The 23581-nt window shown below is 69.3% G+C and carries 23 protein-coding genes and 1 pseudogene; 18 read left to right on the forward strand and 6 right to left on the reverse strand.

All coding sequences use genetic code 11. The annotated features are described in order from the left end of the window. The first annotated feature begins 266 nt into the window (after positions 1-266). The 6 genes and pseudogenes from YIM_RS11355 to YIM_RS11375 all read left to right on the forward strand — a co-directional run bounded on the left by YIM_RS11355 (position 267) and on the right by YIM_RS11375 (position 6081). Positions 267-587, forward strand: a complete 321-nt coding sequence (locus YIM_RS11355) for a hypothetical protein (protein ID WP_153030318.1) — start codon at positions 267-269, stop codon at positions 585-587. Position 588: 1 nt separating this feature from the next. Continuing rightward, a complete protein-coding gene (locus YIM_RS11360; RefSeq protein ID WP_153030319.1) occupies positions 589-2106 on the forward strand; it encodes a YifB family Mg chelatase-like AAA ATPase in 1518 nt (505 codons plus the stop codon). An 8-nt stretch (positions 2107-2114) separates the two neighbouring features. Then, positions 2115-3278 (forward strand): DNA-processing protein DprA, encoded by a 1164-nt coding sequence (gene dprA / locus YIM_RS11365; RefSeq protein WP_153030320.1) that lies wholly within the window; start codon positions 2115-2117, stop codon positions 3276-3278. Between the two features lie 381 nt (positions 3279-3659). Then, positions 3660-3860 (forward strand): annotated as a pseudogene (locus YIM_RS49990) (site-specific integrase); the annotation flags it as partial. A gap of 342 nt (positions 3861-4202) precedes the next feature. Further along, positions 4203-5102, forward strand: a complete 900-nt coding sequence (locus tag YIM_RS11370; RefSeq protein ID WP_370469018.1) for a tyrosine recombinase XerC — start codon at positions 4203-4205, stop codon at positions 5100-5102. Continuing rightward, entirely contained in the window at positions 5074-6081 is a 1008-nt protein-coding gene (locus YIM_RS11375; protein ID WP_228004672.1) for a FliA/WhiG family RNA polymerase sigma factor, read from the forward strand. The genes YIM_RS11370 and YIM_RS11375 overlap by 29 nt, the downstream gene beginning before the upstream one ends. An 8-nt stretch (positions 6082-6089) precedes the next feature. Here YIM_RS11375 and YIM_RS11380 read toward each other — a convergent pair whose 3' ends face one another. Then, positions 6090-6641 carry a M23 family metallopeptidase gene (locus tag YIM_RS11380; protein WP_153030322.1) on the reverse strand — a complete coding sequence of 184 codons (552 nt, stop codon included), beginning with the start codon at positions 6639-6641 and terminating at the stop codon, positions 6090-6092. A gap of 378 nt (positions 6642-7019) precedes the next feature. Between YIM_RS11380 and rpsB the strand changes: the two genes are divergently transcribed. The 5 genes from rpsB (at position 7020) to YIM_RS11405 (ending at position 11127) form a co-directional block, all read left to right on the forward strand. Then, positions 7020-7862 carry a 30S ribosomal protein S2 gene (rpsB, locus tag YIM_RS11385; protein ID WP_153030323.1) on the forward strand — a complete coding sequence of 281 codons (843 nt, stop codon included), beginning with the start codon at positions 7020-7022 and terminating at the stop codon, positions 7860-7862. 94 nt (positions 7863-7956) lie between these two features. Next, positions 7957-8772, forward strand: a complete 816-nt coding sequence (tsf, locus tag YIM_RS11390; protein WP_153030324.1) for a translation elongation factor Ts — start codon at positions 7957-7959, stop codon at positions 8770-8772. Positions 8773-8870: 98 nt separating this feature from the next. Beyond that, the gene (gene pyrH / locus YIM_RS11395) at positions 8871-9617 is read left to right on the forward strand and encodes a UMP kinase (protein WP_153030325.1); all 747 of its coding nucleotides are present in this window, start codon (positions 8871-8873) and stop codon (positions 9615-9617) included. Positions 9618-9677: 60 nt separating this feature from the next. Continuing rightward, the gene (frr, locus tag YIM_RS11400) at positions 9678-10235 is read left to right on the forward strand and encodes a ribosome recycling factor (protein ID WP_153030326.1); all 558 of its coding nucleotides are present in this window, start codon (positions 9678-9680) and stop codon (positions 10233-10235) included. 19 nt (positions 10236-10254) lie between these two features. Further along, positions 10255-11127 (forward strand): phosphatidate cytidylyltransferase, encoded by an 873-nt coding sequence (locus tag YIM_RS11405; RefSeq protein ID WP_194240119.1) that lies wholly within the window; start codon positions 10255-10257, stop codon positions 11125-11127. Between the two features lie 70 nt (positions 11128-11197). Here the strand turns inward: YIM_RS11405 and YIM_RS11410 are convergent, their stop codons facing one another. Continuing rightward, on the reverse strand, positions 11198-12043 hold the full coding sequence (locus YIM_RS11410) for a VOC family protein (RefSeq protein WP_153030328.1): 846 nt from the start codon (positions 12041-12043) through the stop codon (positions 11198-11200). Positions 12044-12195: 152 nt separating this feature from the next. Here YIM_RS11410 and YIM_RS11415 point away from each other — a divergent pair, with 152 nt between their 5' ends. Beyond that, the gene (locus YIM_RS11415) at positions 12196-13008 is read left to right on the forward strand and encodes a class I SAM-dependent methyltransferase (protein WP_228004673.1); all 813 of its coding nucleotides are present in this window, start codon (positions 12196-12198) and stop codon (positions 13006-13008) included. Here the strand turns inward: YIM_RS11415 and YIM_RS11420 are convergent. Further along, entirely contained in the window at positions 12954-13565 is a 612-nt protein-coding gene (locus YIM_RS11420; RefSeq protein ID WP_153030329.1) for a PadR family transcriptional regulator, read from the reverse strand. The genes YIM_RS11415 and YIM_RS11420 overlap by 55 nt on opposite strands. A 119-nt stretch (positions 13566-13684) precedes the next feature. Between YIM_RS11420 and rlmN the strand changes: the two genes are divergently transcribed. Then, positions 13685-14791, forward strand: coding sequence for a 23S rRNA (adenine(2503)-C(2))-methyltransferase RlmN (gene rlmN, locus YIM_RS11425; protein ID WP_153030330.1), 1107 nt, complete (start codon positions 13685-13687; stop codon positions 14789-14791). 26 nt (positions 14792-14817) lie between these two features. After that, on the forward strand, positions 14818-15093 hold the full coding sequence (locus tag YIM_RS11430; protein WP_153030331.1) for a hypothetical protein: 276 nt from the start codon (positions 14818-14820) through the stop codon (positions 15091-15093). 8 nt (positions 15094-15101) lie between these two features. Here YIM_RS11430 and YIM_RS11435 read toward each other — a convergent pair whose 3' ends face one another. Next, on the reverse strand, positions 15102-17843 hold the full coding sequence (locus tag YIM_RS11435) for a LuxR family transcriptional regulator (RefSeq protein WP_153030332.1): 2742 nt from the start codon (positions 17841-17843) through the stop codon (positions 15102-15104). A 421-nt stretch (positions 17844-18264) separates the two neighbouring features. Between YIM_RS11435 and YIM_RS11440 the strand changes: the two genes are divergently transcribed. Genes YIM_RS11440 through YIM_RS11450 form a run of 3 tightly spaced genes read left to right on the forward strand, consistent with a single transcriptional unit; the run spans position 18265 to position 20463 of the window. Further along, positions 18265-18732, forward strand: coding sequence for a helix-turn-helix domain-containing protein (locus YIM_RS11440; RefSeq protein ID WP_153036917.1), 468 nt, complete (start codon positions 18265-18267; stop codon positions 18730-18732). Continuing rightward, on the forward strand, positions 18729-19295 hold the full coding sequence (locus tag YIM_RS11445) for an ImmA/IrrE family metallo-endopeptidase (RefSeq protein WP_153030333.1): 567 nt from the start codon (positions 18729-18731) through the stop codon (positions 19293-19295). The genes YIM_RS11440 and YIM_RS11445 overlap by 4 nt, the downstream gene beginning before the upstream one ends. Further along, positions 19288-20463 (forward strand): MAB_1171c family putative transporter, encoded by a 1176-nt coding sequence (locus YIM_RS11450; protein ID WP_153030334.1) that lies wholly within the window; start codon positions 19288-19290, stop codon positions 20461-20463. Before YIM_RS11445 ends, YIM_RS11450 begins: the two co-directional genes overlap by 8 nt. A 9-nt stretch (positions 20464-20472) precedes the next feature. On the opposite strand, the gene YIM_RS11455 is transcribed toward YIM_RS11450, so the two are convergent. After that, on the reverse strand, positions 20473-22008 hold the full coding sequence (locus tag YIM_RS11455; RefSeq protein ID WP_153030335.1) for an MFS transporter: 1536 nt from the start codon (positions 22006-22008) through the stop codon (positions 20473-20475). Between the two features lie 231 nt (positions 22009-22239). Then, positions 22240-22509: a hypothetical protein gene (locus YIM_RS11460; RefSeq protein ID WP_153030336.1), complete on the reverse strand. Its 270-nt coding sequence runs from the start codon at positions 22507-22509 to the stop codon at positions 22240-22242. 216 nt (positions 22510-22725) lie between these two features. On the opposite strand from YIM_RS11460, the gene YIM_RS11465 reads away from it, so the two are divergent. Continuing rightward, the gene (locus YIM_RS11465; protein WP_153030337.1) at positions 22726-23571 is read left to right on the forward strand and encodes a mycofactocin-coupled SDR family oxidoreductase; all 846 of its coding nucleotides are present in this window, start codon (positions 22726-22728) and stop codon (positions 23569-23571) included. The last annotated feature ends 10 nt before the right edge of the window (positions 23572-23581 follow it).

A 23581-nucleotide genomic window follows, 5' to 3' on the forward strand; every position in this document is an offset into this window, starting at 1 on the left:
CGCTTGTCGCCGGGACTTCTCCCGCCGCCAGTCCGTCGCACGTCACCACTCCGTCCTACCCCGCCGGGCCCTCGCACGTCGCCAGGCCTTTCCAGGTCGCCGACCGCTCCCACACGGACGGGCGTTCCCGCGCCGCTGGCCCTTTCCATTCCGCTGGGCCCTCTCCCGCCAGCGGGCCGTCCCACGTCACCGTTCCCTCGTACCTCGCCGGGCCCGCTCACACCGTCGAGCTAGCCGCCGCTGAGCCTTCTCACTTCGCTCGGCCCATGCAGGTCGCCGAATCCGACTTCACCGCCGAAAGCGCAGCCGCTGGCGTGTCCGTCGATCTCACAATGCCAGCCTCTCCACCCAAAACCACCCCGGTGACCGTGAGCACAGCGATGGCTCCCGCCTCCCTCACCAAGATCTTCGTGCCCGCGAAGCTGCTCCCTCGGTCAACAGCGATCGTGGTGCGAGTGAGCCGCCGCAGGCCGATGCTTGCCGCAACCTGGCTCGAGCGCCTCCGCCTGCGCTGGTGCTCATGGCGCATCGAAGTGATCGCCGTGCGTTGGCAACCGCGGTTCCCGCACGCCGAAGGAGCGAGCTGAAATGGCGCTCGCTCGCAGCTGGTCGGTAGCGCTGCTCGGCATCGACGGTCGAGTGGTCGAGGTCGAAGCCGACATCGGCGCCGGAATGCCTGGCATGAAACTGGTCGGCCTGCCCGATTCCGGCCTGAAAGAAGCCAAGGACAGGGTTCGCGCCGCAGTGCGCAACTCGGGGCAGAAGTGGCCCGAGCAGCACGTCACCCTCGGCCTCTCTCCAGCGAACCTGCCCAAGCTCGGCTCCGGCTACGACGTCAGCATCGCCGCCGCGGTGCTCGCGGCCAGTGGAGCCGTTGCCGGAGGCAAGCTGCTCGGCACGGTCCTACTGGGCGAACTCGCTCTCGACGGCCGGATCCGCCCGGTGCCCGGCGTGCTGCCCGCGCTGCTCGCCGCCCGCAAGGAAGGCGTCCGGCGCGCGGTCGTCCCCATCGATTCGTTGTTCGAGGCGGCTCTCGTGCACGACATGGAAGTGCTGGGCGCCGCCCGCCTGCGCGACCTGCTCGCGTGGATGGATGACGTCGAAAACCTCCCCACTCCCGAACCGGTCACCGAGGAGGAACCGCCGCCTGTTGCCGATCTCGCCGATGTCGTCGGACAGCCGGAAGCTCGCTGGGCACTGGAGGTCGCCGCCGCCGGTGGTCACCATTTACTGCTGGTCGGCCCACCCGGGGTCGGAAAGACGATGCTGGCCCGCAGACTGCCGGGCCTGCTTCCGGAGTTGTCCCGCGAGGAATCACTCGAAGTCACCGCGGTGCATTCGATCGAGGGCAAGCTGTCCCGTTCGTCACCGCTCATCCGAATCCCGCCTTTCGCCGATCCGCACCACAGCATTTCGGTCGCCGCACTGATCGGTGGTGGCGCAGACATCGCCAAGCCGGGCATGATCAGCCGCGCCCACCGAGGTGTCCTTTTCCTTGACGAGGTATGCGAATTCGGCAGTCAGCGCCTCGAATCACTGCGCACAGTGCTGGAGGACGGCGAAGTTCGCATCGCCCGACGAAGAGGCGTTGTCTGTTATCCCGCACGGTTCCAACTCGTGCTCGCGACGAATCCGTGTCCCTGCGCGCCGCCGCGAGAAGCCGACTGCAGCTGCTCACCGTCCGCCAGGCGGCGCTATTTCGGCAGGCTCTCCGGCCCATTGCTGGACCGCATCGATCTCCGCGTCCAACTGCGTCCGCTCACCGCCATGCAAACCCACGCGCACGAATTCGACAAACCGGAGCCGACCGCGCAGGTACGGGCCAGAGTGATTCGCGCACGGGAGAGAGCGGCAAAGCGTTGGGCCGAGCACGGCTGGCACACCAATGCCGAGGTACCCGGCCCCGTGCTCCGGCGCGAGTTCGCATTGCCCCGCGAAACGACCGCCCTGCTCGACCGCGGGCTGGACCGGGGCCTGATCACCGCTCGCGGCGTCGATCGCTGTCTTCGCGTCGCCTGGACCCTGAGTGATCTCGCCGAAGTGGATCGTCCCGATGCCGATCTTGTTGCCACCGCGATGGAGTTCCGTGATCGGCGGGCGGCATGAGCGAACGAATGGCAGATCCCGAAATCCGGCTGGCGCGGGCGTACCTGCTGCGGGTGGCCGAGCCGCCGGCCACGTCACTGATCGCCTTCATCCGCAATCACGGCCCGCTCGACGCGGCGAAGCTGGTGCGCGAGGGAGACTGCCCGGAATCCGTGCTGTCCGAGACATCCGCGCGCCGAACGCTCGATCGCGCCGAGGCGGACCTCGCCGAGGCCGAGCGGCGGGGTGCCCGCCTGGTCGTGCCCGAAGACGGCGAGTGGCCCGCGTGGCCACTGCTCCCATTCGACCAGGCGACGGCGCGAGGTAAGCAAGGGCTGGCGCCGCCCATCGCGTTGTGGGTTTGGGGCGGGGGCAAGCTCGACGAAGTGGTCATGTCCGCCGTGGCGATCGTCGGCGCCCGAGCGGCGACGGGTTACGGCGAGCACCACGCCACCGAACTCGCTTACGGGCTGGTCACCAACGGCATGCCGGTGTTCTCCGGGGCCGCCTACGGAATCGACGGCGCGGCTCACCGGGGCGCGCTCGCCGCCAAGGGAGTGACGGCAGCCGTGCTCGGCTGCGGATTGGACGGCGGTTACCCAGCCGGGCACGTCGCACTGCTGCGCAAGATGTCCGAGCGCGGGCTCGTGATCAGCGAGTACCCGTTCGGCACACCACCGGCGCGGCATCGCTTCCTCGTGCGGAACCGCCTGATCGCCGGACTCACCGAGGGCACCGTTGTGGTGGAAGCGGGCGTTCGCAGCGGCGCCCGCAACACGGCAACCACCGCCGGCGTGCTCGGCAAGGTGGTCATGGCGGTGCCCGGCCCGATCGGCTCGGCGATGTCAGCAGGTTGTCACCAGCTCATCCGCGATTCGGCGGCGACACTGGTCGGTTCGCTGGACGACGTGCTGGAGACCGTCGGCAAACTGGGCACGTCGCTGACCGGCCGAACACCTCGCCCGCGCCGGAGCACCGACGGGCTGGGGGAGGAGGCCATGCGCGTCCACGGTGCGCTCGAGTTGCGGGAAGGCAGGCACACGGAGCAGATCGCCACCGACTCCGGTGTGCCGATCAACCGGGTCCGGGCGCTCCTGCCGGAACTGGAACTGGACGGCCTGGCCACCCGAGCCGACGATGGCTGGCACCTCACGGCCCAATCGCGCCCGGTGTCCCCCGCGGGAGGCCCATGACCAGAGTCCGGCGTAGCCGCGACGCCGGACTCCGCATCCTTCGAAGAGGACGTAACCCGATCGGCTGATCCAGCTTCGACCAGTGTCTGGCGCAGAACTGCGTTCGGCTGGTGCTTTGAGGAGCGGAGTGCCTCGCTGTGGGGCTTGTTGCCTGGGACGGGTGCCGGTGGCTGAGCCGTGCTCGTAACGCTGAGTGGTCGTGAACCCCGATCGGGTGGTTGGGGCTTGAGGTCTGGCGTGCAGGTAGAACCGTGGTCGGCGGCGCTGAGTGGTGCGATCGGCGTATTGGGGCGGTCGCGGTGAGTCGCGATATCGGGTCGTTCCCCCGGCAGGGTGTGGCGATGCTTGACCATGCGCCGGTGATCCCCCAGCGTTTCGGGCATGTCGTCACGAAGCGTCCCCGAAGTTGAGCGGGGGGTGAAGGTGCGCGGGCGCGGTGTGTTGGTGCGCCTGCGGGCGGCGCTGCCGGAAAGCGCTCGTGAGCTGGTGGGTGAATACGAGCGTCACCTGCAGTTGGAGCGTGGGCTCTCGGCGCACACGGTCCGGGCGTATGTGGGTGACGTGGTCTCACTGCTCGGCTTCCTGCACGGCGTCGAGGCCGCCGAGAACGCGGCAGGTGACAACACGCCCGCCGATGGCGCGGTGGCCGGTGACGCGAGAGCCGATGACGCGCCCGCTGGTGACGCGGCAGCTGATAACGAGCCCGCCGGTGCCGCAGCAGCTGAGGGCGTGGGGTCCGGTGACGCGGGGGGTGCGGACGTGGCAGATAAAGGCGCGGCGTCCGGCAACGCGGCGGCTGGTGGCGCGGCATCCGGCGAGACAGCGGGTGAGGCCGTGATGGCTGGGGAAGCGGTCGCCGGGGGAGTGGCGGCTGAGGGCGCGGCGGCTGGGAACGCGCTGGCTGGAGAAGCGGCGGCTGGGGAAGTGGCAGGTGGGGGAGCGGCGGCTGGTGGCGCGGCATCCGGCGACACGGCGGGTGGGGACGCGGTCGCCGGGGAAGCGGCTGGAGGGGGAGTGGAGGCCCTGGCTGGGCTTGACGTGGGCGAGTTGCGCGCCTGGCTGGCGGAGCAGCATCAGGCGGGCGTGAGTCGGACGACGTTGGCGCGGCGGGCGGCGGCGGTGCGGACGTTTACCGCGTGGGCGCATCGGGGTGGCAGGTTGGCGGTGGATCCGGGGAGTCGGCTGGTGGCGCCGCGGCCGCATCGGACGTTGCCTGGGGTGCTGCGGGCCGACCAGGCGGAGCAGGTGATGAAGGCGTCCGGGGCGGGGGCGGCTGAGCGTGATCCGGTTGCGCTGCGTGATCACGCGGTGCTCGAACTGCTGTATGCGACCGGCGTTCGGGTGGCTGAGCTGTGCGGTCTTGACCTTGGCGACGTGGAGTTCGACCGCCGCGTGGTCCGGGTGCTGGGCAAGGGCGGCAAGGAGCGGACCGTGCCGTTCGGGGTGCCCGCCGAGAAGGCGCTCCGGGCCTGGCTGGACGAAGGACGGCCGGTGCTGGCGGAGCGGGCGGCGGTGCAGGCGGAGGGGGCGGCCGGGGACGCGGCGAAGGCGCTCTTCCTCGGCGTTCGCGGTCGCCGGCTCGATCCTCGCTCGGTACGGCGAGTGGTCCACGACGGGGTCGGCGCGGTACACGGTGCGGTGGACATGGGGCCCCACGGCCTCCGCCATTCGGCTGCCACGCACCTGCTTGAGGGTGGTGCTGACCTTCGCAGCGTTCAGGAACTACTCGGTCACGCTACGCTTGCCACCACTCAGCTTTACACTCACGTAACCGTCGAGCGGCTGAAGGCGATCCATGACCGGACCCACCCCCGTGCCCGCTGACCGCGGGGGCGGCGGAGGGCCAGCCTTCCCGCCACCCGGCGAACCGCCCGACCGAACCACCACGCACGAGCCCGGAGACAGACCTGAGAGTGCAGTTGAAAACGGCAACTTGCCTGGTGACGCAGCGCGTTCTCAGCGAAGCTCTGAGACACCCGCAGCGGAGGGCAGTCCCGTGACCGCCACCGAGACCTCGTCCGGCCGCCTGAGCGAGACCGGCGACGTGGAGGCGGGCATCAACGCGCTGTGGCGCCAGTTCGCCCAAGCGCCGGAGCAGCGCCTCCGCGATCGGCTGGTGCTCCACTACGCGCCGCTGGTCAAGTACGTCGCCGGCCGGGTCGGCACCGGCCTGCCCACCCACGTCGACGTCGGCGACCTGGTCCAGTCCGGCATCTTCGGCCTGGTCGACGCGATCGAGAAGTTCGAGCCCGAGCGGGGGCTGCGCTTCGAGACCTACGCGATGCAGCGCATTCGTGGCGCGATCCTGGACGACCTCCGTTCTCAGGACTGGGTGCCCCGGGTGGTGCGCAGCCGGGCCCGTGAGGCCGAGCGCGCGATGGAACGGCTCGGTGCCCGGCTCAACCGGACCCCGACCGACGCCGAACTCGCGACCGAGCTGGAGATCACCGTCGACGAGCTGCGTGACCTGTACGGCCAGCTCCAGCTCACCAGCGTGGTCGCGCTGGAGGACCTGGTCGCGGTGGGCAAGGACAGCGGCTCACTGGTCGACACGCTGCCCGACGACGACGCGGTCGACCCGGTGGCCGTGCTCGTTGACCAGGACAACCGCCGCCAGCTCGCCGACGCGATCGCCCAGCTCTCCGAGCGCGACCGCATCGTGGTGAGCCTCTACTACTTCGAGAGCCTCACCCTGGCCGAGATCGGCAAGGTGCTCGGCGTGACCGAATCGCGGGTGAGCCAGCTGCACACCAGGGCCGTCCTCCGCCTGCGCGCCAAGCTCGTCGAGCAGGCCGGTGTCTGACTGACACGTCAACCGGAGTCCCACGGCTTCAACCGCAGCCGGGTGCTCTCCTGGACCAGCGGCAGCGGATCCAGGTAGTCCAGCCCCCGGCGCACACCCCAGTGCAGGCAGACCGCGACCGCGCACTCCGGGTGCCCGGCGGCGACCGTGCCGATCACCTGGCCCGCGTACACCTGGTGCCCGGCGGCGACCTGCGGGACCACCGGCTCGTAGGTGGTGCGCAGGCCGCCGTCGTGGTCGATGGACACCACGCCGCGACCGGCGAGCGTGCCGGCGAACACGACGTACCCGGTGCCCGCGGACAGCGCCTGCTGGTCCGCGGCCGCGGCCAGGTCGACCCCGCGGTGGCCGGGGCCGAAGTCGGTCTCCGGCGGGTCGAAGCCGCGGATCAGCTGCGGCCGGGGGTGCAGCGGCCAGGTGAACCGCGGCTCCTCCGCCGCGACAACGGACGAGGCGGCTGACGAGACAGCGGGTGCGAGCAGGCCGATGCAGCCGAATGCCAGCAGCGGCACTGCCAGTCGGCGGATGTGCTGACGTGGGAGAATGGGTTTGGCGTCCATGACTTCGACTTTGCCGGGCTGGGTGGCGGGGTGGGGGGTGGAGCCGGAATCTGTGGACAACCGGGTGCGTTGTGGACAGGTTGCCGGTTTGACCACCGCCGGTGAGCAGCCCTTTCCAGGGAAGGCGTAGACTGTTCGCGCGGTCTGTGAGAAGTGCAGATCGACTTCGCGTGCGTGTGCATGCTCCGGGCGGGCCCTCACCGGTTCCCGCTCCGGAACGAACGATGCCCGGCGGTCCCATCCGACGCCGAGCGCCGAACGGGTTCGGGCATCGGCACCGCACCAGGGCGGCCGTCCACCCGGGCGACCGCGGAAACCGAGCAAGCGCCACCGGGCGGGTCCCGGGGCGCACGACACAGAAGAGGTGCGAATCCGGCCATGGCCGTCGTCACCATGAAGCAGCTGCTCGACAGCGGCGTGCACTTCGGGCACCAGACCCGGCGCTGGAACCCGAAGATGAAGCGCTACATCTTCACCGAGCGCAACGGCATCTACATCATCGACCTGCAGCAGACGCTGACCTACATCGACCGCGCCTTCGAGTTCATCAAGGAGACCGTGGCGCACGGTGGCAGCATCCTGTTCGTCGGCACCAAGAAGCAGGCGCAGGAGGCCATCGCCAACGAGGCCCAGCGCGTCGGCATGCCGTTCGTCAACCAGCGCTGGCTCGGTGGCATGCTCACCAACTTCCAGACCGTGCACAAGCGGCTTCAGCGCCTCAAGGAGCTCGAGTCGCAGGAGCAGACCGGTGGCTTCCAGGGGCTGACCAAGCGCGAGATCCTCACGCTCACCCGCGAGAAGGACAAGCTGGAGAAGACCCTCGGCGGTATCCGCGACATGGCGAAGGTCCCCAGCGCCGTGTGGATCGTGGACACCAAGAAGGAGCACATCGCCGTCGGCGAGGCGCGCAAGCTGAACATCCCGGTCGTCGCGATCCTCGACACCAACTGCGACCCGGACGAGGTCGACTACCCGATCCCGGGCAACGACGACGCGATCCGGTCCGCCGCGCTGCTGACCAAGGTCGTCGCCGAGGCCGCCGCCGCCGGTCTGCTGGCCCGCTCGGGCCGCAACGGCTCGGCCGCCGAGGGCCAGGACAAGCCGGAGCCGGGCGTCGCCTCCGACGAGCCGCTGGCCGAGTGGGAGAAGGAGCTGCTGGCCGGCTCCGAGAACGCGCCCGCCGCCACGGAGGCGCCCGCGGAGCAGACCACCTCCGCCTGATCCATCTCGCCCGCGTGGCCGGAGATCTCCGGCCACGCGGGCCCATGACTTGACTCTTTCCCTGCGCGTACCGAAGAAGGACGGAAAACGCACGATGGCGAACTACACCGCCGCAGATGTGAAGCGCCTGCGCGAGCTGACCGGCGCCGGCATGATGAACTGCAAGAAGGCGCTGGAGGAGAACGACGGCGACTTCGACAAGGCCGTCGAGTTCCTGCGCATCAAGGGCGCGAAGGACGTGGGCAAGCGCGCCGAGCGCGCCACCGCCGAAGGCCTGATCGCGGGTGAGGGCGGCGTCCTCGTCGAGCTGAACTCCGAGACCGACTTCGTCGCGAAGAACGCCGACTTCCAGGAACTCGCCGCCAAGATCGTCGAGGTCGCGAAGACCGTGCGCACCGACGACGTGGAGAAGCTGCGCTCCGCCGAGCTGGACGGCAAGACCGTCGGCGACGCGATCAACGAGCTGTCCGCCCGCATCGGCGAGAAGCTGGAGCTGCGCCGGGTCGCCGCCTTCGACGGCACCGTCGCCACCTACCTGCACCGCCGTGGCGCCGACCTGCCGCCGGCCGTCGGCGTGCTGGTCGAGTACACCGGTGACAACGCCGAAGCCGCCCGCGGCGCCGCGCTGCAGATCGCCGCGCTCAAGGCCAAGTACCTGACCCGCGACGAGGTCCCCGCCGAGACCGTCGAGGCCGAGCGCCGCGTCGCCGAGAAGACCGCGCGCGAAGAGGGCAAGCCCGAGCAGGCCCTGCCGAAGATCATCGAAGGCAAGGTCAACGCGTACTACAAGGACACCGTGCTGCTCGACCAGCCGTCGGTGACCGACAACAAGAAGACCGTGAAGGCCCTGCTGGACGAGGCCGGGGTGACCATCACCCGGTTCGCCCGCTTCGAGGTCGGCCAGGCCTGAGCAGAGTTCCGGCAACCGTGCCCCGTCTCCGCCGCATCGGGGACGGGGCACGATTGCGAAGAGGCACGCGACAAACATCCGAACACGCGGAGGACGACATGACAGCGGAGCGGTCCGACGGTGCCTATCGGCGGGTGCTGTTGAAGCTCGGTGGCGAGATGTTCGGTGGCGGTGCCGTCGGCGTCGATCCCGACGTGGTGCACTCGGTGGCCGTGCAGATCGCCGAGGTCGTCCGGACCGGGGTGCAGATGGCGATCGTCATCGGCGGCGGCAACTACTTCCGCGGTGCCGAGCTGTCGCAGCGCGGGATGGACCGCGACCGCGCCGACTACATGGCCATGCTCGGCACCGTGATGAACTGCCTGGCGCTGCAGGACTTCCTGGAGAAGGAAGGCGTGCCCACCCGCGTGCAGAGCGCGATCACCATGGGCCAGGTGGCCGAGGCCTACATCCCGCGCCGCGCCGAGCGGCACCTGGAGAAGGGCCGCGTGGTCATCTTCGCCGCCGGTGTCGGCATGCCGTACTTCTCCACCGACACCGCGGCCGCCCAGCGCGCGCTGGAGATCGCCTGCGACGTGGTGCTGATGGCCAAGGCCGTCGACGGGGTCTACACCGCCGACCCCAAGACCGACCCGGCCGCGCGGATGTTCCGCGAGATCACCCACCGCGAAGTACTCGAGCAGGGCTTGAAGGTGGCTGACGCGACCGCGTTCAGCCTGTGCATGGACAACAACATGCCGATCATCGTGTTCAACCTGCTCACCGAGGGGAACATCGCCCGCGCCGTCGGCGGCGAGCGGATCGGCACCCTGGTCAGCACCCCCGCCGTCGGGGTCCCGGCCTAGACCTGCTGGGATCATCCCCGGAGAACACAACCAGCGGCGCGATACGAGCAAGGAGTAGCCGTGATCGACGAGACCCTCCTCGATGCCGAGGAGAAGATGGAAAAAGCCGTTTCCGTCGCGAAGGAGGACCTGACGTCGGTACGCACCGGCCGGGCCACACCCGCGATGTTCTCCCGGATCGTCGTCGAGTACTACGGCGCGCCGACCCCGCTGAACCAGCTGGCCAGCGTGAACATTCCCGAGGCCAGGATGGCCATCGTGAAGCCGTACGACCAGACGCAGCTGAACGCCATCGAGAAGGCGATCCGCGAGTCGGACCTCGGGGTCAACCCGAGCAACGACGGTCAGATCATCCGCATCGTCATCCCGCAGCTCACCGAGGAGCGGCGCAAGGAGATGGTGAAGGTGGCCAAGGGCAAGGGCGAGGACGCCAAGGTGTCCATCCGCAGCGTGCGCCGCAAGGCCAAGGAAGAACTCGACCGCATCCAGAAGGACGGCGAAGCGGGCGAGGACGACGTCACCCGTGCGGAGAAGGAGCTGCAGAACCTGACCGACAACTACGTCGGCCAGGTCGAGGAGCTCGTCAAGCACAAAGAAGCAGAGCTGCTCGAGGTCTGATCCGGTGGGGGAAACGAGCGTGAGCGAGGAACGCGAGGACGCGGCCGATTCGGCGGAGCCCGCCGAAAAGCCCGCGAAGGCCTCGCGTGCCGGCCGGAACCTGCCGGCCGCGATCGGGGTCGGGGTGGCGCTCGGAGCCGTGATCCTGGTTTCGCTGTTCACCGTGCGTTTCCTGTTCATCGGGATCATCGCGGCGGCGATCGCGGTGGGCACCTTCGAACTGGCCGGTGCGCTGCGGCGCGCGGCGAACATCCGGATCGCGCTGGTCCCGGTGCTCGTCGGCGGGCAGGCGATGATCTGGCTGGCCTGGCCGTTCGGCCGGGAAGGGGCGCTCACCGCGTTTGTGCTGACCGTGCTCGCCTGCCTGCTCTGGCGACTGCCCGGTGGCGCCGACGGTTACCTGCGCGACGTCGGCGCTTCCGTGTTCGCGGCGGCGTACCTGCCGCTGTTCGGTGCCTTCGCGGCGATGCTGGTGCCGCCGGAGGACGGCGTCGGCCGCGTGCTGGCCTTCATGATCGGGGTGGTCGCCTCCGACACCGGTGGTTACATCGCCGGTGTGCTCAAGGGCAAGCACCCGATGGCGCCGACGATCAGCCCCAAGAAGACCTGGGAGGGCTTCGCCGGTTCGATGTTGGCCGGGGTGGTCGCCGGTGCGCTGACGCTGAGCCTGATCCTGGACGGTCAGGCGTGGCAGGGCGTGCTCTTCGGGGCCGCCATCGTCTGCGTGGCCACGCTGGGCGATCTGGTGGAGTCGCTGATCAAGCGCGATCTCGGCATCAAGGACATGGGCAACCTGCTGCCGGGGCACGGCGGCCTGATGGACCGGCTGGATTCACTGCTGCCGTCCGCGGTGGTCTCGTGGCTGCTGCTGTCCGCGTTCTTGCCTGCCTAGGACTTGTCGATCACGCGGAAGCGGTTGCCGTCGGGATCGGCCAGCACCACCGAACCGACTCGTACCGCCATCAGTCGTCGTAGGGGTCGTCCACTTCGGCGCCGCCGTACTGCGCCTCGATCACGCGTGAATGGTCGATCACCGAGAACACCGAGCCGTGTGGGTCGGCGAGCACGGCCACCCGGCCGAACGGGGTGTCGTACGGCTGGACGACCACGCTGCCGCCGAGCATCAGGGCGTGGCCGGCTGCGGCGTCCGCGCCACGGGCGGGATCGACTTCGAAGTAGACCATCCAGTGCGCCGGAGTCCCCGGCCGGTACTCGGGGCCCATCACATAGCGGTAGAGCACGGGCTGGTGGTCCAGCCGCCATTCCGCGTAGTCGATGTTCTCGCCGCCGATGTGGTGCACCTGGTAGTTGAACAGCCGCGAGTAGAACTGGTCGGCCACCGCGCCGTCGGTGGTGTTGAGGTCCGCGCCGGAGAAGGTGTTCGGCGCACCGGCGGCGAACTCCCAGTTCGCCATGGGCTGCCAGAAGACGATCGGTGTGCCGGTCGGGTCGAGCGCGTGCACGATGTTGCCGCGGTTGGGGATCGCGACCGGCCCGAGCGTGACCACCCCGCCGAGGTGCTCGACCCACTCCGCGGCGCCGGCGGTGTTGTGCACCGAGAGGTGCACCGTCCAGCCCGGTGGCTGTGAGGTGGCGGCGCGGTACATCCCGCCGACGCTGAAACCGCCGAGCGAGGCCAGCGAGTAGCGGCCGTCCGAGGTGGCCGGATCTCGCTTGAGTTCGAAGCTCCAGCCGAAGAGGCCGTTGTAGAAGGCCTCCGCCTCGGCTATGTCCGGACTCGCGAGTTCCACCCAACAGGGGATGCCGGGCGACAGAACGGGTTGCGCTGCGGCCGAACTGACCGACATGAGTGATCTCCCTCGGCTTCGGTGACTTGATCCTACGACTCGATCGGGGGTTGCGCTTAACCCAAAGTCATCGAGCGGGAACCAAACCCCGATAGCTTGGGATGTTTCGGTAAAAACGGACACAATTTGCCCGCTGTGCCTAAGCTGTAGTCGTGCGGCGCCCATTTTTCCGCCACCGGACCGCGGTGGACATCCTGCCCAGCCCCAACATCTGGTACTACCCGGGTGCCTACGAATTGGAGAACTCCGCGCAGGACGTCGACGGCGAGATCTGGCGCGTGCTCGCCGAGGAATGCGACTGGTCCGGGAAGGACGTGCTCGACGTCGGCTGCGGTGACGGCTTCCACCTCCCGCGCTTCGCCGGCACGGCGCGTTCGGTGGTCGGTGTCGAACCACATCCGCCACTGGTCCACCGCGCCCGCGAGCGGGTCGCCGGAATGCCCGGCATCCGAGTGCTTCATGGTGCGGCACAACGGATTCCGCTCGCGGACGCGAGTGTGGACGTGGTGCACGCGCGGACCGCCTACTTCTTCGGGCCCGGGTGCGAACCCGGGATGCGCGAGGCGGACCGGGTGCTCAGACCCGGTGGCGTGCTGGTGATCGTCGACCTGGACGTCACGCACGAGCCGTACGGCCGGTGGATGCGGGCGGACCTGCCCGACTACGACCCGCCTGGCGTGGAACGGTTCTTCGCCGAGGAGGGCTTCGACTGCCGGCGGGTCGAAACGCGCTGGGCGTTCGACGACGCGGCCGGCGCCGAGAAGGTGCTGAAAATCGAGTTCAGCCCGGCGGTTGCCGCGAAAGCGACGGAAGAAGTGTTACGCCGCAACGCTTTCGGTGGTGCGGTGACCTTCCCGGTCGGCTATCGCGTGCACTGGCGCCGCAAGCCGGCCGGGCTGGTCGTCCCCGGTCATTCGGTTTCTTCGTCGGTGTCGTCGGATTCGACTTCGCCGAGCACTCCGTAGATGGTCCGCCGGGCCTCGTTGAGCGCCTGCACGGCCTTGGCCTGCTGCTCGGCGGTGCCCGCCTGGGAGACCTGGAACACCGCGGCCATCAGGGTCATGCTCGCCGAACGGAGGTTGGCCTCGTTCGGATCGACGTCGCGGGCGATGGTCTCCCACGGCGGGGTGTCCAGCCGCTCGGCGGCGGCGCGGCCCTCGTCGGTGAGCTGGAAGAGGCGCTTGCCGCCGTCTTCGGTGGCCGAGACCAGGCCCTCGTCCGCGAGCAGTTGCAGGGTCGGGTAGATGGAGCCGGGGCTCGGCTTCCACAGCCCGTCGCTGCGCTCGCCGATCTCGGTGATGATCTCGTAACCGTGCCGCGGCTGCTCGGCCAGCAGCAACAGGATGGCCGCGCGGACGTCACCGCGCCGTCCCCGTCGCCCGCCGTGCCGGTGGGGCCCGCCGGGTCCCCGGCCGCGGCCTCGCGGCCCGCCGAAACCCCAGCCGCCGGCGAAGTCCTCGAAGGGGCCGCGCGGGCCGAAGGCGCCGCGCCTGCCGAACTCGTGTGCAAATGGTGGTCGCATGAGTTTGATCCTCTCTCGTTAGCTTGCGATGTACTCACGATATATCGGAACCGCTCGTTTGGCAACTGAATGGGCGCGAGCCCGGTCACATCGGGGGGACGTGGGAGAATGGGTGCGTTATGACTGCCCTCCCCCTTGTTTTCGACGCGCCCAAGCGCGGGCTGCCGCCTCGGCACCTCGCGGACCTGTCCGCCGAGGAGCGCGCCGCCGCCGTCGCCGAGCTGGGCGAGAAGCCCTTCCGCGCGAAGCAGCTGTCGAACCACTACTTCTCGCGGCTCACGGTCGATCCCGAGCAGATGACCGACATCCCGGCCGCGTCGCGGAAGCGGCTGGTCGACGAGCTGATGCCGCCGCTGCTCACCGAGATCCGGGCGCTGGCCTGCGACGACGGCAGCACGCGCAAGACGCTGTGGCGCGCGCACGACGGGACGCTGGTGGAGAGCGTGCTGATGCGTTACCCCGACCGGGCGACGCTGTGCATCTCGAGCCAGGCCGGCTGCGGCATGGCGTGCCCGTTCTGCGCGACCGGGCAGGGTGGTCTCGACCGCAACCTGTCGACCGCGGAGATCGTGGACCAGGTGCGCTCGGCCGCCGCCGTCATGCGCGACGGCGAGATGGCCGGCGGTCCGGGGCGCCTGTCGAACATCGTCTTCATGGGCATGGGTGAGCCGCTGGCGAACTACAAGCGGGTGGTGGCGGCGGTGCGGCGGATCACCGATCCGTCGCCGGCCGGGCTGGGGATCGGTCAGCGTTCGGTGACGGTGTCGACGGTGGGCCTGGCGCCGGCGATCCGGAAGCTGGCGGACGAGAAGATGCAGGTGCGGTTGGCGGTGTCGCTGCACACGCCGGACGATGAGCTGCGGGACACGCTGGTGCCGGTGAACAACCGGTGGTCGGTGGACGAGGTGCTGGAGGCGGCGCGGTACTACGCGGACACTTCGGGTCGCCGGGTGTCGATCGAGTACGCGTTGATCCGGGACATCAATGACCAGCCGTGGCGTGCCGAGTTGCTGGCGAAGCGGTTGAAGAAGCACCTGGGTCAGTTGGTGCACGTGAACGTGATTCCGCTGAACCCGACGCCGGGCAGTAAGTGGGATGCCTCGCCGAAGCCGGTGGAGCGGGAGTTCGTGCGCCTGGTCAATGCCGGCGGGGTGGCGTGCACGGTGCGGGACACTCGCGGCCAGGAGATCGCGGCGGCTTGCGGTCAGCTCGCCGCCGAAGGCTGAAGTTCGATGATGGAGAAGGTGTTTTGATGCTCGCCCCGAGGCTGCTGGAACCGGCGGCCCAGGAACTGATGCGGAACTACGCGGGCGATGGCAGCGCGACCGATGTCGCGCGGACGGCTCGTGAGCTGCTCGGCGCCCGCTTCGACTCGTGCACGTTCACCTATGTGCTGATGCGTGCGTTCGACGTCGAGTTCCACGCGGCTTCCGAAGCCGCCCACTGGCACGAGTTCGACAACGGCCCGCGTGCCCTGTCGGACGCGGACCTGGAGACGTTGCTCAGCCCCTGGCTCACCAGGAACTGAGCCCGAAGTCAGCGGACGTCGGCGCCTCGGCTGTTCTGCAGGTGGTTCCGGCCGCTGACGCCCAGTTTCCGGTAGATCCGGGTCAGGTGCTGCTCCACGGTGCTCACCGTGATGTGGAGCTGGCTGCTGATCTCCCGGTTCGTGTGCCCGCGCGCGGCGAGTTCGGCCACCCGGCGTTCGGCGTCGCTGAGGGTGGGGGCGTGGCCGTTGGCCGGTGGCTCGGGCAGGGTGTCGTCGACGACAGCGGCCGACTCCTGCTTGATGAACTCCTCCGCGTTGCTGGCTCGCGCCTCCCGCAGCGCCCGGCGGGTGAAGCTCTTGGCACGCCGCCGTTCCCCGAACTCCTCGTAGGCGCTGCCGAGGTCGACCAGCGCCCGCGCGAGTTCGAGCCGGTCGCCGGATTCCTGCAGGGACTCGACCGCTTTGTGCAGCAGCTTCGGCCGGTGCGCCAGCTCGCTTCCCGCGGCCAGCACCCGCAGTGACACGCCCTGGATGCGCGCGGTGTCCGCACCCGGCCGTTGAAGCTGTGAGGTGACCAGGTCCTTCGCGGTGCGGCGCCGTCCGGTGCGCAGGTGGGCTTCGGCGAGCCCGCTGCGCCACGGGATCAGCGCCGGCAGGTCGAGGTTCCACTCCTTGGTCAGCGAACCGCAGGCCTGGAAGTCGTTCGCCGCGGCGAGCAGCCTGCCTCCCGCCAGGTGGTGCCTGCCGCGGGCGTGCAGGTAGCGCAGGCCGAACACGGTGTCGAACATGTTGTCCGGCACCACCACCTTGGCCGGGCTGTCCGCCTCACCGCTTTCCCCGATCACGGTCTCGGCCAGCATCAGGGTGGACAGCGGCAAGCCGATGACCACGCCCCAGCTCTGCACCGGCAGCCTGCCCAGCGCGCTCCTTGCCTGTTTCGCCGCGCCCGCCGGATCGCCCTGCCGCAGCGTGATCTCCGCGCGGATGCTGCCAAGCACGGCCTGCCAGGTGTTGGCGTCCCGCTGCGCGGCCTCGCGCGCGAACTGGCCGCACCACACGGCGGCGCGGTCGGGGCGGCCCGCGTAGACCAGCGCGAGCAGCGCGCAGGCCGCGACCTCGAGTGTGCTGTCGCTGAGCGGGCAGCTCTGGAGCAGTTGCTCGGCGCTCGGCACCACGTGCTCGCTGTCGTGGGTCAGCGCGGTGTTCAGCGTGACCCGTGCCCTCGTCCACAGATCACCGGCGACCGCGTTGAGATCGCGGACCCACTGGCCGGGACCGCGGTCGCCGGCGATGGGCAGCCGTCGCGACGAGCCGTACACCCATTCGTAGGCGAGCCGCAGTTCGGCGGCCAGCTCGCTGTCCGCCGAGCCGTCGATGTCGTTGAGCACCTCGATGGTGGCGGCCTCGGCGCCCGGATCTCCTTGCCAGAGCAGCTGTCGCACGATGGCCACCGCGTCCCGGCCGGTGACCTTGCCTTCCCGCAGGGCGGTGTGCAGCGGGGCCAGGTGCATGGCGGCCACGGACGGGTTCGCGCGCCACTCCACCTTCGCCAGCACCTGGCGGATCTCGGTGCGCGTTTTGTCGTCCGGACAGGCGTGCAACGCCAGCCTGAGGCACCGCACCGCCAGCTCCGCCTGGTCGGCGGCGAGCGCTTCGGTGGCCGCCTGCCGCAGTACGTTGGTGGTCCAGACCTCTTCGGCGGTGTCCGCCGCCAGCAGGTGTCGCGCCACCTCGGTGGCGGAAACGCCCTGCTTGTGCAGCAGTTCGGCGGCGCTCAGGTGCAACCGGGCGCGGGTGTCCGGGGCCACGCTGTTCAGCACCGCGGTCACGGCCATCGGGTGGCGGAAGGTGGTGCTGCCGAGCAATCCGTTCGCGCGCAGGGTTTCCAGCACCTGCGCCACGGATTCGGCGGTGGTGTCCAACAGGGTCTTGAGCAGGGCGGGGGAGGTGCGCTCGCCGAGCAGGGCCACCCCGGCGGCGATCTCGCGCCACCGCGGTTCCCACTGCGGCAGGCAGGACAGCACGGCCTGGCTGAACTCGTTGTCCGAGACCGGCTGCCCCGGCCTGCGTTCGGTGAGCATCGCCTTGACCAGCATGGGATTCCCGCCGCTGAGGCGGTACAGCTCCGGCCCGAGCCTGGCGGCCGTGGCGGCTTCCAGGTACTGCGCCACCAACTGCGTCACGCCGTCGAGGGTGAGCAGCGGCAGGTGCAGCTGCCGGTGCCGGATGCGAGTGAGTTCGGCGTGAAATCGCGCGGGGGCTCGCGGGTGCGGTTGCCGCTCGGCGAAAACCATCATGATGCGGGTCGACCGGATGCGCCGCTGGAGGTAGAGCAGGATCTGCAGCGACGCGGTGTCCACAAATTGCAGGTCATCGATCTGGATTACCACCGAGTGCGCTTTGGCCAGCGACCGGAGCATGTCGCAAACGGCCTGCGCGGCGACGATGTAGGCGGGTGCAATTGTCACCGGATCCGAATCCGGGCCGGGTGCCGCGGAGTCCACGGTGACCGGTCTCAGCACTCGCTCGACCGTTTCGTCGGACAGCGGCGCGCTCCGAACCAATTGGTCTATCACGCCGGCCTGGAGGTTCTGCTCCGGCGGGGAGCCGGTCGCGGTCAGCACCATCGCGCCGGCCGCCGTGGCGTGGTCGGCGAACGCGTCGAGTAGTTCGGTTTTCCCGCTGGCCACGCCGCCACTGACCAGCACCAGGGTCCCGCGCCCCCGGTCGCATCCGGAAAGTAGTTCCTGCAGAGCATCGAGTGCCCAGTCGCGTTCGACAAGCGCCATGGATTTACTCTTTGGGTTAGTCGCGATGAATAACTGAATGAACGCAGAGTGAACCCCGCCGAACAATGGGCGTGCTTCACGTGCTTCACGGTCGCGCGGGCGGCGCTGCACGCCGACCGGAAACGCTGACGTGATGTGAGTCACATGCGGTGGAAAAAGGTTGCGTGTGACTTTTGATTCTAGGCGATTAGGCCGATCGGCCTACTGGTCGGCGGAATGCAAGATGCTCGCAAATTCAACTGAATCCCCCAAGGCGTCAGTCCCCGAATTTCCGTATATTGTTAGTTGTTCACCCTAGCCAGCCGGAATGTCGCCGTCAACTGTGGTCAAGGTGCAGGACCTGGTTGGCCAATCTCAGTTGATGGCGGTGGTACGTTGGCTGGACAGGTAGTTGACGCGCGGGAGGCGGCGGATGCCGAAGATGCCGAACGCGGCGGGCGTCACGGGCCGGCCGGAGGCGGAGCCGGACGCCGGGACTTCGCTGGCGGGCAAGGTGAATCACCTGTTCCAGACGATCCGCCCCGGTGAGGGCTGGGAGTACAGCTTCGAAGAGGTGGCCGAGGGGATCCGGGCGCGCGGTGGTCCGACCATTTCCGGCACCTACATCTGGCAGCTGCGCAAGGGCCTGCGGGACAACCCGACCAAGCGGCACCTGGAGGCGCTGGCCTCGTTCTTCGGCGTGCCGCCCGCCTACTTCTTCGACGACGAGGCGGCCAGGCGGATCGACGCCGAGCTGGCGCTGCTGACCGCGTTGCGGGACAACTCGGTCCGGCAGATCGCGTTGCGGGCCTGGGGCCTGTCCGCCAAGAGCCTCGACGCCATCACCGAAATGGTCGAGCGGGTCAGGGAGCTCGAAGGTCTCCCCAGCGTCACCATGGGCAGAGAATGACCGCCACGCGCTGCCGCCTCGCGGCCACCCGTGACCGGGCGGGCTTGCTGAACCCGGAACTGCGGCGCCTGCGCCGCCGCTGCCTGGCGATGGTGCGACGGCTGCCGCTGCCGGATCCGTTCGACGCGCGGGAGTTGTGCCGGCTGGTGGCGCAGCGGCGGCGCCGGCCGATCTCGGTGGTTCCGGCGACCGGCGGGGACCACCAGGTGCTTGGCCTGTGGGTGGCCACCGAGCACACCGACCTGATCTTCTACGAGGAAGCCACCACGCCGCCGCACCAGGAACACATCATCCTGCACGAGCTGGGCCACCTCCTCTTCGACCACTTCGCGGAAACGCCTTCGGTCACCGAGCAGATGCGGCTGCTGATGCCCAGCCTCGACCCGGAGGTGGTGCGCCGGGTGCTCGGGCGCACCACGTACCAGGAAACCGAGGAGCAGGAAGCGGAACTGCTCGCCACGCTGATCTGGGAACGGGCCTTCCTGGCCCGCGGGTCGGCGCGCCGGCCGGACGCGGTGTCGGACCGGATCAGGGAGACCTTCGACTGGCCCGGCCGTGGTTGACTGGGCCCGGCTCTACGGTCCGGCCGTGCTGGCCTGGTTGTTCGTCCTGGTCAAGATCCTCAGCCAGCTGCGAAGGCGGTCCACGCGGGGCTCGACGATCTGGATCCTGCTCGGCGGAGTGGCGTGTTCGATGACCGCGCAGACGCCGGGCGTCTACCACGCGCTCGCCGAGGTGAGCGGGATCCCGAACCTGGGGCGGCTGGTGGCGCACGGCACGATGCTCGCGGTGGCCTGGGCGGCACAGGAGTACCTGTTGCGGGCCAACCAGCTCGGCCTGGGGCCCGCCGTGGGGCTGCTGCGGTCCAAGCGGTGGTTCCTCGCCGTGATGGTCATGATGTGCGTGTGCTTCGCGCTCGCGGACACCCCGGTCGACGACGTCCGGTTCGCCGGCCGCTACGGCGCTGAGCCGTGGGTGCTCGAGTACTGGCTGGTCTTCGTGGCCGCGATCGTGCCCGCCTTCGGGAACATCGTCCGGCTCAGCTCGCGGTACGCCGCGCGGTCCGAGGTGCCCGCCTGGCGCTACGGCCTGCGCTTCATCGCCGTGGGGACCGCCAGCGCGTTGCTCTACCACGTGCACAAGGCCGTGGTGTTCGCCGCGGACCGGTTCGATTTCCGTTACCCCGAGCCGATCAGCGATCAGCTCGACCGGTTCCTCCCGCCGCTCGCCGCGGTGCTGGTGCTGATCGGGGCGATGCTGCCGTGGTGGATGCCCCGCCCCGGTTTCCCGGCGATCCGCGACTGGTTCACCCGGTACCGCACCTACCAGCGGCTCCGGCCGCTCTGGCTGGCGCTGTACCGCACCAATCCGGAGATCGCGTTGTTCCCGCCGCGGCCGATCCTGATCGACCTGCTGCCCTCACGCGACCTGAGCCTGCGCCTCTACCGCCGGGTCATCGAAATCCGGGACGGCAGACTTTCGCTGCAACCCCACCTCGATCCGGGAATCGGTTCCACGGTCAGGACGATGGCGCGGCGGAGCGGGGTGAGCGGGCGGAAGCTCGACGCCATGGCGGAAGCCGCCACCCTGCTCGCGGCGATCCGGTCCCACGCAACGGGTTCCGCGCCGCTACCGGCACCGGTGCCGGTAGCCGTGCCCGGCGGGCGCGACCTGGAAAGCGACACCGCGTTCCTGACCGAGGTCGCCCGTGCCTATCGCAAGCTCAGCTGAGGCACTGGTTCAGTCGACGTCGGGTGGTTCCGGCGAGTGCTTGATGTGGCGCAGTCCGATGGCGCCGAACACCGCGGCGGCGACGACCACGGCGGCACCGGTGAGCGCGACCGGGTGCAGTGAGGTGACAAACGCCTCCTGCGCGGTATGGACCAATTCCGCCTGCTGCGGCTGGGGCAGCGTCTTGGCCGCTTCGACCGCACCACCGAGCGTTTCCTCGGAATTCCCCAGCGCTTCACCGGAAAGCCCGGCGGTCGGCGACGATTCCATGAACCGGCCGAACACCGCGGCGCCGATGCTGCCGAGCACGGCGATGCCCAGCGCGCCACCGAGTTCCTGCGACGCCTGCAACAGCGCCGACACCGCGCCGGACCGTTCCGGTGGCGCGGAGCCGACAACGAGGTCGGTGCCGATGGAACCGGCGATCACGATGCCCGCCGAGATGCACACCGCGCCCCCGACCACCAGTGGCAGGTTCCGCTCGAGTCCGACCTGGGTCATCAGCAGGAAACCGCAGGCGGAGACGCCGAATCCGGCGGCGAGAATGTAGGCGGGCCGGATCCGCTGCGCCAGCGAGGTGGCCACCGGCGCGGTGAGCATGATCGCCACCGGTGCCGCGAGCGTCCACAACGCCGCCTCCAGCGGGGACATCAGCAGCACTTCCATCAGGTACTGGGTGGTGAACATGCTGAACCCGACCATGCCGAAGTAGCAGACCAGGTTGGCCGACATCGCCGAACCGACGCCGCGGGTGCGGAACAGGGCCAGGTCGATCATCGGGTCGTGGTGCACCCGTTGCCGGTGCAGGAAAGCCGCGCCGAGCGCGATCCCGGCGAGCAGGGCGATCGTGGCCGGGGTGGACATGCCGTGGACGGCGAACTCCTTGAGCGCCCACACCAGCGCGACCAGACCGGCCACCGACAACAGCGCCGACCACACGTCGAACCGGCCCGAGCGGGCGGCCCGGTGCTCCGGCACCAGGATGGGCGCGATCACCAGCAGCAGCACGGCGACCGGCACGTTGATCAGGAAGATCGACCCCCACCAGAAACCGGTGAGCAGCAGGCCGGACAGGATCGGGCCGATCGCCGAGCCCATGGACATCCCGATGCTCCACACCGCGATCGCGGTGCGGCGCTGGTGCTTGTCGTGGAACATGTTGCGGATCAGCGCCAGGGTGGACGGCATCAGCGTGGCACCGCCGACCCCCTGCGCGGCCCGGGCGATGATCAGCATTTCCGGGCTGACCGAGAACGCCGCGGCGGCGGAGGCGGCCCCGAAGACCACCGTGCCGATCATCAGCAGGCGCCGCCGCCCGATCCGGTCGCCGAGGCCGCCCATCGTGATCAGCAGCCCGGCGAGCACGAAGCCGTAGATGTCGATCATCCACAACTGCTGCGTGCCGCTGGGTTCCAGCCCGGCCGAGATCGACGGCAGCGCGAAGTACAGCACGGTGATGTCCATGGAGACCAGTAGCACCGGGAGGATCAGCACGGCGAGGCCGATCCACTCCTTGCGCCCGGCTGTAGCTTCTGTGGTCGTCATGAATCGCACAGTACCCACGGCGATGGGCGCCGGATTCGTTGTCGCCAAGGGGTTTCCGCCGGTCACCGGTACCGCTTTGAGCAGGCCGGATCGGCGGTGCCCCGATGCCGGGGAGCGGGCTTTCGCGGCGCCTTCGCCGAGTTCCCCTGAAAACGCCGTGGAAAACCCTTAATCCTGGCAAAAGCACCCCTAAAGGCCGGTGGTACGACCACAAGACGGCGGCCCGCGCCCTCAGTGGGAGACGATCAGCAGTCCGGCGTCGACCAGTTCGTCGATCCAGACCTCCATGTCCGCGCGGAGGTGGACGGGGTCGGCCTGCCACAGGACGGCCAGCATCGCCGCGGCGGCGTCGCAGTCGCCGTCGTGCTGACGGAGCGCGATCCACATGGCGGCGATCGGCGGTGCGCACTCGAACGTGCTGTCCGCCAGTCTCGAGGTCAGCGCGAGCCTGCCGTCCGGCAACAGAATGACGCTGACCCCCGGTGCCTGCCGAACGCGCAAGTGATTCTCCCCTAATGGAATTGGTGTGGATGAAGGACAAGCCGGCATCGGCGCGTGGTAGCGCAGGCGGTTGGCTTGAATACTATCCGTGTTCGGTGTCGCGACGGCCCCTAAAGTCCCGCAAGCGCTCTTCTAGGGGGCTCTCCCGGTTTCTCCAGCCGTTTTCCGGCCGGTAGAGATGAGAAGCCAAGCAGAACCAGTTCAAGGAGGGCCGAAATGGGCCGCGTTGAGGGAAAAGTCGTCGCGATCACCGGTGCCGCGCGTGGACAGGGGCGTAGCCACGCCGTCCGGCTCGCCGAGGAGGGCGCGGACATCATCGCCATCGACGTCTGCACCGATCTGGAGATCACCGAGTACTCGCTGGGCACGCAGGAGGATCTCCGGACGACCGCGTTGATGGTCGAGAAGACCGGTCAGCGCGTGGTGACCAGGCAGGCCGACGTGCGCGACCGCGCCGCGCTGGAAACCGCGCTGAGCGAAGGCGTCGCCGAACTGGGACGGCTGGACGCGGTGGTGCCCAACGCCGCGCTGCTGCCGATCGGTGCCCACCGGTCGGTCAGCGCGTTCACCGACGCGGTGGACGTCAACGTCAGCGGGGTCTTCAACACCGTGCACGCCGCGCTGCCGCATCTCGAAGGCGGTTCGTCGATCGTGGTGATCGGCTCGGCGGCCGGCTTCATGCCGGGTCGCGACCCGGGCCCGGCGGGCCCCGGGTTCGCCGGCTACAAGTTCTCCAAGCACGTGCTGGTGGACTACGTGAACAACCTCGCGGTGCAGCTGGCCCCGTCCGGTACCAGGGTCAACGGCGTGCATCCGACCAATGTGGACACCGTGATGATCCACAACGACACGATGTACAAGACCTTCCGCCCGGACCTGGACGCGCCGACCAGGGCGGACGCCGACGAGGCCTTCGCGACCATGCCGGCGATGCCGATCCCGTACGTGGAGTCGATCGACGTCTCGCACGCGGTGGTCTACCTGATCGCGGACGAGTCCCGGTACGTGACCGGCGCGCACGTGCGCATCGACGGCGGTGGGCTGGTCCGGGACAGCCTCTGACCTCGTTGCC

Origin of the sequence: Amycolatopsis sp. YIM 10, assembly GCF_009429145.1 — a bacterium.
GTDB lineage: Bacteria > Actinomycetota > Actinomycetes > Mycobacteriales > Pseudonocardiaceae > Amycolatopsis.